Source organism: Variovorax sp. FW301-JW7 (genome assembly GCF_058788795.1).
Window position 1 is genome coordinate 11,979 of the sequence record NZ_JBYTBC010000016.1, and the last position, 14,546, is coordinate 26,524.

13 protein-coding genes and 1 pseudogene are annotated in these 14,546 nt (G+C 68.6%); 3 read left to right on the forward strand and 11 right to left on the reverse strand.

Translation table 11 applies throughout. The features are described 5' to 3' along the window. Nucleotides 1-7: 7 nt before the first annotated feature. The 5 genes from lptB to argS all read right to left on the reverse strand — a co-directional run bounded on the left by lptB (nucleotide 8) and on the right by argS (nucleotide 4,905). Entirely contained in the window at nucleotides 8-802 is a 795-nt protein-coding gene (gene lptB, locus AC3WQM_RS29080; protein ID WP_099794768.1) for an LPS export ABC transporter ATP-binding protein, read from the reverse strand. Then, entirely contained in the window at nucleotides 799-1,518 is a 720-nt protein-coding gene (lptA, locus tag AC3WQM_RS29085; RefSeq protein ID WP_492683449.1) for a lipopolysaccharide transport periplasmic protein LptA, read from the reverse strand. The genes lptB and lptA overlap by 4 nt, the downstream gene beginning before the upstream one ends. A 122-nt stretch (nucleotides 1,519-1,640) precedes the next feature. Further along, on the reverse strand, nucleotides 1,641-2,285 hold the full coding sequence (locus AC3WQM_RS29090) for a thiol:disulfide interchange protein DsbA/DsbL (RefSeq protein ID WP_492683450.1): 645 nt from the start codon (nucleotides 2,283-2,285) through the stop codon (nucleotides 1,641-1,643). A 152-nt stretch (nucleotides 2,286-2,437) separates the two neighbouring features. Then, nucleotides 2,438-3,205, reverse strand: coding sequence for an SPOR domain-containing protein (locus AC3WQM_RS29095; RefSeq protein WP_159278746.1), 768 nt, complete (start codon nucleotides 3,203-3,205; stop codon nucleotides 2,438-2,440). A 14-nt stretch (nucleotides 3,206-3,219) separates the two neighbouring features. Next, complete coding sequence (argS, locus tag AC3WQM_RS29100) at nucleotides 3,220-4,905, reverse strand: arginine--tRNA ligase (RefSeq protein WP_492683451.1); 1,686 nt, start codon at nucleotides 4,903-4,905, stop codon at nucleotides 3,220-3,222. 132 nt (nucleotides 4,906-5,037) lie between these two features. Here argS and AC3WQM_RS29105 point away from each other — a divergent pair, with 132 nt between their 5' ends. After that, nucleotides 5,038-5,403 carry a hypothetical protein gene (locus AC3WQM_RS29105; protein WP_139702177.1) on the forward strand — a complete coding sequence of 122 codons (366 nt, stop codon included), beginning with the start codon at nucleotides 5,038-5,040 and terminating at the stop codon, nucleotides 5,401-5,403. Nucleotides 5,404-5,492: 89 nt separating this feature from the next. Here the strand turns inward: AC3WQM_RS29105 and AC3WQM_RS29110 are convergent, their stop codons facing one another. The 4 genes from AC3WQM_RS29110 to AC3WQM_RS29125 form a co-directional block, all read right to left on the reverse strand. After that, complete coding sequence (locus AC3WQM_RS29110; RefSeq protein ID WP_056584391.1) at nucleotides 5,493-5,945, reverse strand: DUF2214 family protein; 453 nt, start codon at nucleotides 5,943-5,945, stop codon at nucleotides 5,493-5,495. A gap of 64 nt (nucleotides 5,946-6,009) precedes the next feature. Then, nucleotides 6,010-6,936, reverse strand: a complete 927-nt coding sequence (locus tag AC3WQM_RS29115; protein ID WP_489059970.1) for a LysR family transcriptional regulator — start codon at nucleotides 6,934-6,936, stop codon at nucleotides 6,010-6,012. Between the two features lie 32 nt (nucleotides 6,937-6,968). Beyond that, nucleotides 6,969-8,159 carry a CaiB/BaiF CoA transferase family protein gene (locus AC3WQM_RS29120; protein ID WP_492683452.1) on the reverse strand — a complete coding sequence of 397 codons (1,191 nt, stop codon included), beginning with the start codon at nucleotides 8,157-8,159 and terminating at the stop codon, nucleotides 6,969-6,971. After that, entirely contained in the window at nucleotides 8,152-9,087 is a 936-nt protein-coding gene (locus AC3WQM_RS29125) for a hydroxymethylglutaryl-CoA lyase (protein ID WP_492683453.1), read from the reverse strand. The genes AC3WQM_RS29120 and AC3WQM_RS29125 overlap by 8 nt, the downstream gene beginning before the upstream one ends. An 89-nt stretch (nucleotides 9,088-9,176) precedes the next feature. Between AC3WQM_RS29125 and AC3WQM_RS29130 the strand changes: the two genes are divergently transcribed. Then, complete coding sequence (locus tag AC3WQM_RS29130; RefSeq protein WP_492683454.1) at nucleotides 9,177-9,917, forward strand: IclR family transcriptional regulator; 741 nt, start codon at nucleotides 9,177-9,179, stop codon at nucleotides 9,915-9,917. A gap of 134 nt (nucleotides 9,918-10,051) precedes the next feature. Here the strand turns inward: AC3WQM_RS29130 and AC3WQM_RS29135 are convergent, their stop codons facing one another. Both AC3WQM_RS29135 and hisC read right to left on the reverse strand, forming a co-directional pair. Next, nucleotides 10,052-11,020: a Bug family tripartite tricarboxylate transporter substrate binding protein gene (locus AC3WQM_RS29135; RefSeq protein WP_492683455.1), complete on the reverse strand. Its 969-nt coding sequence runs from the start codon at nucleotides 11,018-11,020 to the stop codon at nucleotides 10,052-10,054. Between the two features lie 46 nt (nucleotides 11,021-11,066). Next, nucleotides 11,067-12,050, reverse strand: a pseudogene (gene hisC / locus AC3WQM_RS29140) (histidinol-phosphate transaminase); the annotation flags it as partial. Between the two features lie 256 nt (nucleotides 12,051-12,306). On the opposite strand from hisC, the gene AC3WQM_RS29145 reads away from it, so the two are divergent. Beyond that, nucleotides 12,307-14,481 carry a malate synthase G gene (locus tag AC3WQM_RS29145; RefSeq protein ID WP_492683456.1) on the forward strand — a complete coding sequence of 725 codons (2,175 nt, stop codon included), beginning with the start codon at nucleotides 12,307-12,309 and terminating at the stop codon, nucleotides 14,479-14,481. Nucleotides 14,482-14,546 lie beyond the last annotated feature (65 nt).

The window sequence follows — 14,546 nt, forward strand, 5'->3', positions numbered from 1 at the left end:
CCCTCCCTTACATGCGGAAGTGCTCGCCCAGGTACACCCTGCGTACCTCGGCGTTGTCGACGATCTCCGAGGGTGTGCCTTGTGCCAGCACGTGCCCGTCGCTGATGATGAACGCGTGATCGCAGATGCCCAGCGTTTCACGCACGTTGTGGTCGGTGATGAGCACGCCGATGCCACGTTCCTTCAGGAAGCTGATGATCCGCTGGATCTCGATCACCGCGATCGGGTCGATGCCGGCGAAGGGCTCGTCCAGCAGGATGAAGCGCGGCTGGGTGGCCAGCGCGCGCGCGATTTCGACGCGGCGGCGCTCGCCGCCCGACAGTGCGAGCGCAGGCGAATCGCGCAGATGGTCCACGCGCAGGTCGGCCAGCAGGTCGGTCAGGCGCTCGTCGATGTGCTGCTTGGACAGCGCCACCAGACGGCCGTTGGCGTCGGGCTCGCGCTGCAGCTCGAGCACGGCACGCACGTTTTCCTCGACCGTGAGCTTGCGGAAGATCGAGGCTTCCTGTGGCAGGTAGCTCAGGCCCATGCGCGCGCGGCGGTGGATCGGCATGTGGGCGATGGGCTCGCCGTCGATGGTGATCTCGCCGGCGTCGGCGCGCACCAGCCCGACGATCATGTAGAACGACGTGGTCTTGCCGGCGCCGTTGGGGCCGAGCAGTCCGACGACCTCGCCCTTTTGCACATCGAGCGAGACGTCTTTCACGACCGTGCGGCTGCCATAGCTCTTCTTGAGGCCGCGCGCCACGAGGCGGCTGCCCGGGACGCCGTCGGCGGGCGGGGTTCCTGCGGTTTCGATCACTTGCGCCCTTCCCCTTCGGTGCCGCCCAGCGTGGTGCTCGAGCGCAGCCCGGCGCCGGGCGCGGGGGTGGGCGCCGGGGCCGCGGGCTTCTTGCCGCCGGCCGCCGGTGCAGCGCCGGGCGCCGCCGGGGCCGGCGTGGCCTTCGGCGTGAGGATGGCCTTCACGCGACCGCCACCGCCCGCCGAGACGCCGGCGTTCGGCGGCACGAGGGAGCCGTTGACGGTGTAGGTGTCGTTGCTCTGGTCGTAGACGATCAGCGCGCCGCTGCTCTCGTCGTTGGCCGTGGCGCCGATCAGGCGGCGCATGACGGCGCGGCGGATGAACTTGACGTTGTCGGCGCGGCTGTCGTACTCGATGACTTCCGACTCGCCCTCGATCCACTCGTCGCCGGCGTTGCGCTTCTGCTTGTAATAGGCCAGCTTGCCGGGCGCCGCCGTGACCACGCCGTACTGGTAGCCCTCGGCGTCCTGGCGCACGTCCAGCCGCGCACCGCGGATGATGATCGTGCCCTTCGTGACCAGCACGTTGCCGGTGAACACGCTGGTCTGTTTCAGGTCGTCGTAGCGCATCGAGTCGGACTCGATGTTCATCGGCTTGGTGCGGTCGGCGGTTTCAGCCAGGGCGCCGGAGGCGGCTCCGGCCAGCAACAGCGCGCCGAAGGCCAGGCGGCCGAGGCGACGAAGGGTGGGGAATGTGGGGATGGAGGGCAATGTCATAAAGGCACGAAACTTGCTCTGAAACATTGTATGCGTGGGACGGTGATTGACCACCGCCGCCAATGAAAAAGCCCGCCGAAGCGGGCCTTGCGTTCGACCAGGAAAGCAGGTCGCCGGGTCGGTCAGCCCTTCTTGGCTTCGCCGATCAGGAAAGTCGCAACCTGCAGCACCTTGGCCATGCTGCCGGCGGTTTCGCCGTCGACATACCAGCGGCCTGCCACGGCCAGGGCCGGCACGCCGGCGACCTTGTAGGCCTCGGTCTGCTGCGACGCGCGACGGGCCTTGCTGGCCACGCCGAAGGACGCAAATGTTTCCTTGAACTTGGCGCCGTCGAGGCCGGCACGCTCGGCCCAGGCCTGGATGTTGGCTTCGCCGTTCAGGTTCTGGCGCTGTGCGTGGATCGCAGCGAACACCTTCGGGTGGTATTCCTCCAGCTTGCCCATGGCTTCGAGCGTGAAGTACAGGCGCTGCTTGGCTTCGACGTCGTTGCCCACGAAAGGCACCGGGATGCGGCGGAACGCCACTTCCTTCGGGGCTGCCTTGACCCAGGCTTCGAGCGAGGGCTCGAAGTCGTTGCAGTGCGGGCAGTTGTACGAGAAGAACTCGACCACCTCGACCTTGCCGGCGGATGCATCGACGGGCACGCGCTTGTCGAGCACGAGGAAATCGGAGCCGGCCTTGGGGGCGCGCTGGGCGTGTGCCGGAACGGCAGCCAGCGAAAGCAGCCCGATCGAAGTGGCGGCCAGCGAAAAGTCACGACGTTTCATGGAAAAGATTCTCCTGTGGGTACCGCAGTACAGAGCCGGCGCGCCGCCGGGAGTTCCCCGTGGGCGGCGCGACCGAGGCGCTGGAATTGACAAACGCGTGCGGCGAATGCCGCGCGGGCGAGAGCTTAATGGCTGTTCAAGAAAAGCGTCGGTCAGCGCTGCACGCGCACCAGCGCCGATTCGAGACCGCCGCCGTCGAGCCGTTCCTTGAGCCGGTCGGCGTCGTCCTTCTTGTTGAACGGGCCGGCGCGCACGCGGTAGACCGTGCGACCGGCCTGCTCGCGTTCGGTGACCTTGGCCTCGACGCCCATCAGCGACAGCTTGGCGCGTTGCGCCTCGGCGTCGTCGGTGGTGCGGAAGGCGCCGGCCTGCACGAAGTACATGAAGGGATCGGCACCCGACGGCGACGGTGCGGCGGCCGTGTGGCTCGGCGCAGCGGACGCGGTGGTCGTGCTGCCGCCTGCGCGGGCCCGGGCAAGGTCGCCCAGCGGATCGTTAGACGGCGGCAGCGCGTTGGCTTCGGCCGGCACCGGCGCGGGGCGTGCCGGCTTGGGCGCCACCACCACGGGGGCGGGGGCGGTGACCGGCGGGGTGACGGTGGTGGGCGCCGTGCCCGGTGCCGCGGTGACGGGGGCGCCGGTGATCGGGTTCACCGGGCCGGTGGCCGTGGCGGCCGGTGGCGTGGCCGCCGGCTTGGGCGCGCCGGCCTTGCCGGCCAGCGGTGCGTTCGGGTCCCAGTCGCGGTTCTTGCGGGCTTCGGCTTCGTCCTGCTCGGCACCGCCGCGTTGCGTCTTGTTGACGAACGGGATCGGCACCTTGGTGACGTAGACCGCGATGCCCAGGGCGACGCCCAGACCGAGCACCAGGCCGATGATCAGCCCGATGACGATGTTGCCGCGTTGTCTGCTTGTCTTCTTCATGTTCAGAGGGTGATTCACATCTTGTTCGGCGCACTGACGCCGAGGATCGCGAGGCCATTGTGCAGCACCTGCGCGGCCGCTGCGACGAGTGCGAGACGCGCCAGCTTGACCGGCTCGTCGTCCACCAGGATGCGCTCGGCATCGTAGTAGCTGTGGTAGCTGGCCGCGAGTTCGCGCAGGTAGAAAGTCACGTCGTGCGGGGCGAAATCCTTCGCCGCCGCTGTCAGCATGGCCGGGTACTTGGCCAGCAGCAGCATCAGCGCCTGGGCCGCCGGGCTGTCCAGCGGCGACAGGTCGACCGCCTTGAGCGCGGCCACGTCGCCGCCCCAGGCCGCGAGCACCGAGCAGATGCGCGCGTGGGCGTACTGCACGTAGTACACGGGGTTGTCGTTGTTCTTGGTGACCGCGAGGTCGACGTCGAAGGTGTATTCCGTATCGGGCTTGCGGCTGAGCAGGAAGAAGCGCACGGCATCGGTGCTGGTCCACTCGATCAGGTCGCGCAGCGTGACGTAGCTGCCGGCGCGCTTGCTGATCTTGACCTCTTCGCCGCCCTTCATGACGCGCACCATGGTGTGCAGCACGTAGTCGGGGTAGCCCTCGGGAATGCCTTCGCCCGCGGCCTGCAGGCCGGCGCGCACGCGCGCGATGGTGCCGTGGTGGTCGGTGCCCTGGATGTTCACGACCTTGTGGAAACCGCGCTTCCACTTGGCGATGTGGTACGCGACGTCGGGCACGAAGTACGTGTACGTGCCGTCCTGCTTCTTCATCACGCGGTCTTTGTCGTCGCCGTAGTCGGTCGACTTCAGCCACAGCGCGCCGTCTTGTTCGTAGGTCTTGCCGGCGGCCACGAGCTTGGCCACGGCCGCCTCGACGCGGCCGCTGGTGTAGAGGCTGGACTCGAGGTAGTAGTTGTCGAAGCGCACGCGGAAGGCCTGCAGGTCCAGGTCCTGCTCGCGGCGCAGGTAGGCCACGGCGAATTCGCGGATGCTGTCCAGGTCGTCGATGTCGCCGCTGGCGGTGTACTCGCGGTCGTCCGACTTGACGGTCTTCTTTGCCTTGAAGTCCTCGGCGATGTCGGCGATGTAGTCGCCGTTGTAGGCCGGGGCCTTTTCGCCGCTGGGCCACTCGGCGTCGCCGGGCTTGAAGCCCTTGGCGCGCAGCTGCGTGCTGTTGGCCAGCGTCTGGATCTGCACGCCGGCGTCGTTGTAATAGAACTCGCGCCACACGCTCTGGCCCTGCGAAGCCTGCAGGTTGCAGATGGCGTCGCCCAGCGCGGCCTGGCGGCCGTGGCCGACGTGCAGCGGACCGGTCGGGTTGGCCGAGACGAACTCGACCAGCACCTTTTCGCCGGTGGCGGGCTGCTGGCCGAAGGTTTCGCCGGCGGCCAGCACCTCGCGCACGATCTGCTGCTTGGCGGCAGCCTTCAGGCGGATGTTGAGGAAGCCGGGGCCGGCGATCTCGATGGCCTCGACCCATTGGCCGAAAGCGGGGGTGGCGAGCAGCGCAGCGCTCAGTTCCTCGGCCAGTTCGCGGGGCTTGCGCCCCAGCGGCTTGGCGAGCTGCATGGCAGCGGTGCTGGCGAAATCGCCGTGCGCCGCCACCTTGGGCGACTCGAACGCGGCTTTGGCGCCGGCGCCGGGAGAGAGGGTTTCGAGCGTGTTCGCGAGCGCCGCGAGCAGCTCCTGTTTGACCAATAGCATCTGTGAATTTTACCGGGGGCAAACCCGGACCCAGTTAACGATCGTCATCCGATGGGCGATGTCGCCCGTTAGGATGGTCGGCCCCAAGGCGGGGCGTCTGTCACAACCCAACCTTGCAAGGACATATCCACCATGAAGAAGCTCCTTTCCCTGGTCGCCTCCACCGTCGCGCTCGGCGCCTGCCTGTCGTTCAGCGCCTACGCGCAGGACAAGGCACCCGCACCGGTCGTGGCCCCCGCCGCCGCCGCCGCACCTGCGGCAGCCCCTGCCGCCGCGGCTGCACCCGCCGGTGGCGCCAGCTGCGATGCCAAGGCCATCGACAAGAACGGCAAGCCCCTGGCCGGCGCCGCCAAGAACAGCTTCATGAAGAAGTGCAACAAGGCCGCCGCCGGACCCGCCTGCGCCGCCAAGGCCCTCGACAAGAACGGCAAGGCCCTGGCCGGTGCCGCCAAGAACAGCTTCATGAAGAAGTGCGAAGCCGACGCGGCCAAGGCCTGATCCGGCGCGGCGCCGGTCTGCGGCGCTGACATTTGTTACTCCCGAAGGGGCCCGCTCATGCGGGCCTTTTCTTTTTGTCTTTGTATTGATTACTTGCCGAAGCCGCGCGCCAGAAACACCGCCACCAGCGGGATCAGCGCGATCAGGTGCGCCTGGATCATCACCAGCTTGCGCGTCTTCAGGATGTCGGCCTCCGCAGGCAGCTTGCCCGTGGCGCGCAGCGTCTTGCGCCAGCGGAAGTAGGTCAGCGTCGGGAAGATCGACAGCACGCCCACGATGATGAACAGCGTGAGCTTCACGTGCAGCAGCGGGTTGGTCCAGTACCAGGCCGTGCCCTTCACGCCCCACCAGGTGCGCGCGATGCCGGTGGCCAGCACCGCGATGGCGGCAATGCCGTAGACCATGTCGACCTTGGCCAGCCGCTCGACCACGGCGGCATTGAGCCATTGCACGCGGCACAGCGCAGCTTCACTGGAGATGAACACGACCATCGTGAGGATGGCCAACAGATGCAGGTAGGCGAGGATGGCTTCGAGGGTCATCGGAAACTTTCTTCATCGGGGTTGCAAGCAAATGCAAAAAGCATTGTGCCGCCCGGTCACGCTTTCAGGACCGCCCGCCCCAGAATTCCGGCTGCCCGTACTGCGCTTTGAGGAAATCAAGCCACAGTCGCACGCGCAGCGGCAGGTGCTTGGTGCCTGTGAACACCGCATAGATGCCGTTGGGCGGCGCGGCGAAGTCGTCGAGCAAGGGCACGAGCAGGCCGGCGTCGATCTCGGCCTCGACCTCCCAGGTGCTGCGCCAGGCGATGCCGTGGCCCGCCAGGCACCAGTCGTGCAGCACCTGGCCGTCGGAACAGTCGAGCGGGCCGCTGGGGCGCAGGTGGATGAGTTCCTGCACGCCCTCCTCGCTGGTAATGCGAAAGGCCCAGCCGCGCGTCTGCGAGGCATCGCTCGACAACGTGAGGCAGGCAAAGCGCGACAGCTCGCCGGGGTGCCTGGGCGCGCCGTGGCGGCGCAGGAACTCGGGCGTCGCGACGCAGCGGCGGCGGTTGTCGGCCAGGCGCACGCTCACCAGCGACGAGTCGGGCAGGTCGCCCACGCGCACGGCGCAGTCGAAGCTCTCGCCCGTGACGTCGACCACGCGGTCGCTGAGGTTCAGCGAGATCGTCACCTCGGGATGCAGCGCATGAAAGCGCGGCACCAGCGGCGCGACGTGGCGGCGGCCGAAGCCGGCCGGCGCGGTCACGCGCAGGTGGCCGCTGGCCTTCACGCCGCCGGCGCTCACGCTGGCCTCGGCGTTCGCGAACTCGGTCAAGAGGCGCTGGCAGTCTTCGAGAAAGGCGCTGCCTTCGTGCGTGAGCGCGATGCGGCGCGTGGTGCGCACCAGCAGCTTGACGCCCAGGCGCTCTTCGAGCGCGTCGATGCGACGGCCCATGATCGCGGGCGCCACGCCTTCTGCCTTGGCCGCCGCGGTGAGGCTGCCGCGGGTCGCGACCGAGACAAAGGATTCGAGCTGCTTGAGGCGGTCCATGGCGCGGGAACTATATCGCCCGCCACCGAAGATCAGTCGCCAGCCGTGACGCCTTGCGCCCGCAGCGCGGCGATGTCGCCGTCGCTGTAGCCCACTTCCTTCAGCAGCGCCGCGCTGTGCTCGCCGATGTGCGGCGGCTGCAGCCGGATGCCGGGGCGTTCGCCGCCCAGCGTGAACGGCGCGAGCGGCACCTTGGCCATGTGGCCGTCGTTCATGCGCACGGGCGCGAGGCCGCCGGTGGCGTTCAGGTGCGGGTCGTCGAACAGCTCCTGCGGCTTGGTGATGGGCGCGAAGGGCAGCTCGTTCTGCTCGAACACCGCGCTGAGTTCGGCCGCGCTGTGGTTGGCGAGGTGCGAGCGCAGGATCGGCATCATCCAGTCGCGTGCGCGCACGCGGTCGTTGTTGGTCTTCAGGCGCGGATCGGCCAGCATCTCCTCGAGGCCGAAGGCCTTGCAGAAGATGGCCCACTGCTTGTCGCTGACCGCCGCCAGGAAGATCTGCTCGCCGTCCTTCACCGTGAACACGTCGTACACGGCCCAGGCCGAGATGCGGCTGGGCATCGGGTCGGCGGCCTTGCCGGTGGCGGCGAACTGCATCATGTGCTGCGCGACGAGGAACACGTTGTTCTCGAACAGCGCCGACTGCACCTCGCAGCCCTTGCCCGTGAGATCGCGCTGGCGCAGCGCGGCCATGGCGCCGATGGCGCCGAACATGCCGCCCATGATGTCGTTCACGCTGGTGCCCGCGCGCAGCGGATCGCCCGCGCGGCCGGTCATGTAGGCCAGGCCGCCCATCATCTGCACCACCTCGTCCAGCGCCGTGCGGTGGTCGTACGGGCCGGGCAAAAATCCCTTGTGGCTCACGTAGATGAGGCGCGGGTTGAGCTTGGCGAGCGTGTCGTAATCGAGCCCCAGCTTCTTCATCGTGCCGGGCTTGAAGTTCTCGCTCACGATGTCGGCGGTGGCGATCAGGCGCAGCGCGGCCTCCACGCCTTCGGGCTTCTTCAGGTCGAGCGCGATGCTCTTCTTGTTGCGGTTGAAGGTCGGGAAGAAGCCCGCGCCCGAACCCAGCAGGCGGCGCGTGTTGTCGCCCTCGATGGGCTCGACCTTGATGACCTCGGCGCCCAGGTCGGCCAGCAGCAGGCCGCAGGTCGGGCCCATGACCATGTGGGTGAACTCGACGACGCGCACGCCCGCGTAGGGCAAGGGATTGGCTTCAGACATGAGGGATGGTTTCCTGGACAAAGCCCTTGGGCAGGCCGGCTTCGGGCGTCATGCCGTAGACCGGCTCGCCGGGCAGGCCGGCCTTGAGCGGCGCGCGCGCCGCGATGAGTGTGTCGATGTCGATGCCGGTGCGCACGCCCATGGCCTCGAACATGAAGACGAGGTCTTCGGTGACCGCATTGCCCGACGCGCCCGGCGCATACGGGCAGCCGCCGAGGCCGCCGAGCGAGGCGTCGAAGGTGCGCACGCCCTCGTCCCACGCGGCCAGGCAATTGGCGATGCCCAGGCCGCGCGTGTTGTGCATGTGGGCCGCGCCCGCGTGCACGCCGAGTTCGGCGCGCAGCCGCTTGAAGAGGCGGCGCACCTGCGCGGGGTTGGCGTAGCCCACGGTGTCCGACAGGCCGACCTCCTGCGCGCCGGCCTCGACGCACTGCACGGCCAGGCGGATCACGTCGTCTTCCGGCACCAAGCCCTGCAGCGTGCAGCCGAAGGCGGTGGAGATGCCCGCTTCGAGCTTCACCTGCGGCGCGAGGGCGCCGCGCAGTTCGGCGATGGCGCGCACCTCCTCGACCATCTCGGTCGGCGTCTTGCGCACGTTGGCCAGCGAATGCGCCACGCTGGCCGACACCGGCATCGTGAGCTTGTGCACGCCCGCCTCGAGCGCGGCCTGCGCGCCCTTGCGGTTGGGCACCAGCGCCATCACCACGAGGCCGGGCAGCGTGATGGCATGGCGCACCACCTCGGCGGCGTCGGCCATCTGCGGCAGCAGCTTCGCGGGCACGAACGAGGCGACCTCGATCTCGCGCAGGCCGGCGGCATGCAGCGCATCGATCCAGCGCAGCTTGTCGGCCGTGGGCATGGAGGCCTTCACGGACTGCAGGCCGTCGCGCGGACCGACCTCGCTGATGAGAACGTCGGGGGAGGTCATCGGGTTCTTTCTTGACTGTTCTATCTTGCAGAACTATATTCCGTTAAACAGAATTAAATCGGCAAGCCCGCCGACTGTCAAGCCACGCCATGCCCCGCAAAGCCCAGACCGAATCGGTGTCCGACCTCAACGCCGCCCCCGGCGGCGCCGCCGCGGTCGACCGCGCGCTGAGCCTGCTGTCGGCCTTCCGGCCCGGCGACGAGGCGCTGTCGCTCGCGCAGTTCGCCGAGCGCACGCAGCTCTATAAGAGCACGGTGCTGCGGCTGCTGGCTTCGCTCGAACACGCGCGGCTGATCCGTCGGCAGGACGACGGGCGCTACGCGCTGGGGCTGGAGATCGCGCGGCTGCACGGGCTGTACGCGGCGTCGCAGTCGCTCGACCGCCTCGTGCTGCCGGTGCTGCGCACGCTCGCCGCCGCCACCGGCGAAAGCGCGGCGTACCACGTGCGGCAGGACCAGGGCGACAGCTGGGTGCGGCTGTGCCAGTTCCGCGTCGACTCCTCGCACGTGGTGCGCGACCACGTGCGCGCGGGCGACCTGCTGCCCAACGACCGGGGCGCGGGCGCGCGCGTGCTGATCGCCTTCGGGCCCGAGGCCGAACGGCCGCGCGGCGCGAAGGAACGCAAGCTGTACGACGCGATCCGCGCGCAAGGCTATTGCGCGCTGGTGGGCGACCGCACGGCCGAGCTGGCGGGCATCTCGGCGCCGGTGTTCCATGCGGATGGCGGCCTGGCCGCGGCGGTCACGCTGACGATGCCGACGCATCGGTATGACGAACGCTACGTCGAACCTGTGCGCGCCGCTGCAAAGGAACTCAGCGGGCAGGTCTGACGGTCTTGCTCCTTCCCCTTCCGGGGGAAGGCTGGGATGGGGGCACGCGGCCTTTGACAAGCAGCTGGCGATGGATACGCCGCTTGCCCCCACCCCTGCCCTCCCCCGGAAGGGGAGGGAGAAATACGGGCGCCTCAGGACTCGGCTTTGAACCCCGAGTTCTTGATCGGCAGTTCCCACCGTTTCAGATGGGTCGCCTGAATGGCGGCGAGTTCCGCCGGCCCCGCATGCGCCGGCACGAGCCCCAGCGCGTAGATCTTTTCCTGCACATCGGGCATGCGCAGCGCGTCGGCCACGGCCTTGTCGATGCGCGCGACCAGTTCGGGCGACATGCCCGGCGGGCCGTACAACCCGAAGAAGGCATCGGCCGTCACGTTGATGCCGGCCTCCTTCAGCGTCGGCACGTCGGGCAGCGCGCGGCTGCGCTTTTCGCCCGTCACCGCGAGGATGCGGACCTTGCCCGCGCGGTGGTGCTCGATGGTTTCCGAGGCGGTGTCCACCATCAGCGGCACCTGTCCGCCGATGAGGTCCTGCGCGGCCGGCGCGCCGCCGCGGTAGGCGACGTGCGTCATCGGCACGCCCGAGGCCTGCGCCAGCAATTGGCCCGCGAAGTGCGGCACCGTGCCGGCGCCCGAGGTCGCGTAGTTGGCCTTGCCCGGGTTGGCCTTCATCCAGGCCAGCACCGCCTTCAGGTCGCCCGCCGGCGCGCCCGGTCCGGCCGTGACCGCGAAGTCGAAGGTGCTGCCGAGCGCGATCGGCGTGAAGTCTTTCGCGGGGTCGTAGCCAAGGTTCGAATACAGCCACGGGTGGATCACCATCGCGCCGCTGGGCGAGAAGATGAGCACGCTGCCGTCCGGCGGCGAGCGCTTGAGCTCGGCCAGCGCGAGCCGGCCGGCCGCGCCGGGCTTGTTGTCGACGATGACGTTCTGTCCGAGCGACACGCGCATCTTGTCGGCCAGGATGCGCGCGACCACGTCGGCCGACCCGCCCGGCGGGAAGCCGATCAGGATGCGCACCGTGCGCTCCTGCGCGAACGCCATCGGCGCGAGCGCCGTGGCGGTGATGACGGCAGCGGCCTGCGCTGCGAACTGGCGGCGTTGCATGGGGCGGTCTCCTCGGGGTGGTTGTTCTTCGGTGTGCGTGGGGTCGTCAGCGCAGCGCGGCCAGCAGCGCCTCGTTCTGCGCCGGCAGGCCGACGCTCACGCGCAGCCATTGCGGCAGCCCGTAGGGGCCGAGCAGCGAGACCTCGATGCCGGCGGCCAGCAGGCGCGCGTGCACGGCCGGCGCATCGCCGACCTGCACCATCACGAAGTTGCCCGACGATGGCACCTGCGGCAGGCCCAGCGCGGCGAAGCCCGCGGCGAGCTGTTCGCGCCCGGCGGTGTTGAGTTCGTAGGTGCGCGCCAGGAAGTCGGCGTCGCCCAGCGCCGCCACGGCCGCGGCCTGGGCCGGCGTCGTCACGTTGAAGCGCGGGCGGTGCGCGTTCATGCGCGCCGTGAGCGCCGGCTGCGACACGCCGTAGCCGATGCGCAGCCCCGCCAGGCCGAAGGCCTTGGAGAAGGTGCGCGCCACGATCAGGTTGGGCAGACGGCGCACCCATTCGACGCTGTCATAGCGCTGCGCGGGCGCCAGGTACTCGGTGTAGGCCTCGTCGAGCAGCACCGTCACGTGCGCGGGCACCGATTGCAGAAACTCGCGCAGCGGCGCAGCATCGATGAAGGTGCCGGTCGGGTTGTTCGGATTGGCCACGAAGACCAGCTTGGTGTCGTCGCCGATGGCGGCGCGCATCGCGTCGAGGTCGTGGCCGAAGTCGCGCGAGGGCACGACGGTGGCGCGCGCATGGGCGTGCGCCGTGGCCGCCGCATAGACGATGAAGCCGTACTGCGAATAGACGACGTTCTCGCCCGGCTTGAGGCTGACCTGCGCCGCGAGCTCGAGGATTTCGCTCGACCCGCTGCCCAGCGTGAGCCACTCGGGCGGCACGTCGAGCCGCGCGGCCAGCGCCTGCTTGAGCGCGGTGCCGTTGCTGTCGGGGTAGTTGCCCGCACCTTCGAGGGCGGCGGCGGCGGCGCGGCGGGCCGACTCGGGCATGCCGAGCGGGTTTTCGTTGGAAGCCAGGAGGATCATTGCGGCGGGAGCTGATTATTTAAGAAGTTAAATATATACAGCTGCCACCGGGCCGGCCTCAGGGCCTACCCTTTGAAGCGAGGCTGGGGCCTGGGTCGATTACATTCATTTTTGTCACAGATAAATCTCACTTTCGGCTCTTACTGGCCCGCAAAGTATCGAATACAGTTCTCCCATGGCTTCACCTGGGGCAAGTGCGCCCCACTGCTGCGCCGCCCCCCGATTTCCTGTTTTTTGCATTGCGTTCCCCAAGGAGAAACACATGACCGACCGCACCACCGCCCACCGACTCCAGGTCGCGACCGAACTGCACCGCTTCGTCGAAGAGAAGGTCCTGCCCGCCAGCGGCGTGGCCAGCGACGTGTTCTGGAAAGGCTTCGACGCCATCGTCCATGACCTGGCGCCCAAGAACATCGCCCTGCTCGCCGAGCGCGACCGCCTGCAGAGCGAACTCGACGCCTGGCACAAGAAGAACCCCGGCCCGATCGCCGACATGCCGGCCTACCGCGCCTTCCTGGAAAAGATCGGCTACCTGCTGCCGCAGCCCAAGGGCGTGAAGGCCACCACGGCCAACGTCGACTCCGAACTCGCGCTGCAGGCCGGCCCGCAGCTGGTGGTGCCCATCCTCAACGCACGCTATGCACTGAACGCCGCCAACGCGCGCTGGGGTTCGCTGTACGACGCGCTGTACGGCACCGACGCCATTCCCGAAACCGGCGGCGCCGAAAAGGGCAAGGGCTACAACCCCGTGCGCGGCGCCAAGGTCATCGAGTTCGCGCGCAACGTGCTCGACCAGGCCGCCCCGCTGGCCAACGGTTCGCACAAGAACGCCACCGGCTACAGCGTGAAGGACGGCCAGCTGGTCGTCGCGCTGCAGGGCAGCACCACCGGCCTGGCCGATGCGTCGCAGTTCATCGGCTACCAGGGCGACGCCGCCGCGCCCTCGTCGGTGCTGCTCAAGCACAACGGCATCCACCTGGACATCCGCATCGACCGCAGCACCGCCATCGGCAAGAGCGATGCGGCCGGCGTGAGCGACCTGGTGCTCGAAGCCGCGCTCTCGACCATCCTCGACCTGGAAGACTCGGTCGCCGTGGTCGACGCGGCCGACAAGGTCGTCGCGTACGCGAACTGGCTGGGCATCGTGCAGGGCACGCTGACCGAAGAAGTCGCCAAGGGTGGCAAGACCTTCACGCGCGGCCTGAACGCCGACCGCGAGTACACCGGCGCCAACGGCCAGCCGCTGAAGCTGCACGGCCGCTCGCTCATGTTCCTGCGCAACGTGGGCCACCTGATGACCAACCCGGCCATCCTGTACGAAGGCGGCAAGGAAATCCCCGAGGGCATCCTGGATGCCGTGGTCACCACCACCATCGCGATGATCGACGTCAAGCGCAAGGGCAACTCGCGCACCGGCAGCATCTACATCGTCAAGCCCAAGATGCACGGCCCGGCCGAAGTTGCCTTTGCCAGCGAGCTGTTCGGCCGCGTCGAGCAGCTGCTCGGCCTGCCCGCCAACACTGTCAAGCTCGGCATCATGGACGAGGAGCGCCGCACCAGCGTGAACCTGCAGGCCTGCATCGCCGAAGCCGCCGCGCGCGTGGCCTTCATCAACACCGGCTTCCTCGATCGCACCGGCGACGAGATGCACACCGCCATGCAGGGCGGCCCGATGATCCGCAAGGGCGACATGAAGTCCAGCGCCTGGATCGGCGCCTACGAAAAGAACAACGTGCTCGTCGGCCTGAACTGCGGCCTGCGCGGCAAGGCGCAGATCGGCAAGGGCATGTGGGCCATGCCCGACCTGATGGCCGCCATGCTCGAGCAGAAGATCGCCCACCCCAAGGCCGGCGCCAACACCGCCTGGGTGCCCTCGCCCACCGCCGCCACGCTGCACGCGCTGCACTACCACCAGGTCAGCGTGACCGCAGTGCAGCAAGAGCTGGAGAAGATCGACGCCGACGGCGAGCGCGAGAACATCCTGAACGCGCTGCTGCAAGTGCCGATCGCTGCCGAAGCGAAGTGGACCGACGCCGAGAAGCAACAGGAAATCGACAACAACGTGCAAGGCATCCTGGGCTACGTGGTGCGCTGGGTCGACCAGGGCGTGGGCTGCTCGAAGGTGCCCGACATCCACAACGTCGGCCTCATGGAAGACCGCGCCACGCTGCGCATCTCGAGCCAGCACATCGCCAACTGGCTGCTGCACGGCGTGGTCACGAAGGCGCAGGTCGACGAGGCCTTCCAGCGCATGGCCAAGGTGGTCGACGAGCAGAACGCCGGCGACGCGCTGTACCAGCCGATGGCCGGCCACTTCGACACCTCCCCCGCCTACAAGGCCGCGCAAGACCTCGTGTTCAAGGGCATCGAGCAGCCCAGCGGCTACACCGAGCCGCTGCTGCACGCCTGGCGCCTGAAGGTCAAGGCCGCGGCCTGACGCGCGCCATGCGCAGTGCCGGCCACCGCCGGCGCTGACGCCTCGGAGACACGCAACGAACGGCG

Coding starts and splice junctions, on each gene's coding strand:
- lptA (WP_492683449.1), bottom strand. CDS start 1,518: ATGACATTGCCCTCCATCCCCACATTCCCCACCCTTCGTCGCCTCGGC.
- AC3WQM_RS29090 (WP_492683450.1), bottom strand. CDS start 2,285: ATGAAACGTCGTGACTTTTCGCTGGCCGCCACTTCGATCGGGCTGCTT.
- AC3WQM_RS29095 (WP_159278746.1), bottom strand. CDS start 3,205: ATGAAGAAGACAAGCAGACAACGCGGCAACATCGTCATCGGGCTGATC.
- argS (WP_492683451.1), bottom strand. CDS start 4,905: ATGCTATTGGTCAAACAGGAGCTGCTCGCGGCGCTCGCGAACACGCTC.
- AC3WQM_RS29105 (WP_139702177.1), top strand. CDS start 5,038: ATGAAGAAGCTCCTTTCCCTGGTCGCCTCCACCGTCGCGCTCGGCGCC.
- AC3WQM_RS29110 (WP_056584391.1), bottom strand. CDS start 5,945: ATGACCCTCGAAGCCATCCTCGCCTACCTGCATCTGTTGGCCATCCTC.
- AC3WQM_RS29115 (WP_489059970.1), bottom strand. CDS start 6,936: ATGGACCGCCTCAAGCAGCTCGAATCCTTTGTCTCGGTCGCGACCCGC.
- AC3WQM_RS29120 (WP_492683452.1), bottom strand. CDS start 8,159: ATGTCTGAAGCCAATCCCTTGCCCTACGCGGGCGTGCGCGTCGTCGAG.
- AC3WQM_RS29125 (WP_492683453.1), bottom strand. CDS start 9,087: ATGACCTCCCCCGACGTTCTCATCAGCGAGGTCGGTCCGCGCGACGGC.
- AC3WQM_RS29130 (WP_492683454.1), top strand. CDS start 9,177: ATGCCCCGCAAAGCCCAGACCGAATCGGTGTCCGACCTCAACGCCGCC.
- AC3WQM_RS29135 (WP_492683455.1), bottom strand. CDS start 11,020: ATGCAACGCCGCCAGTTCGCAGCGCAGGCCGCTGCCGTCATCACCGCC.
- AC3WQM_RS29145 (WP_492683456.1), top strand. CDS start 12,307: ATGACCGACCGCACCACCGCCCACCGACTCCAGGTCGCGACCGAACTG.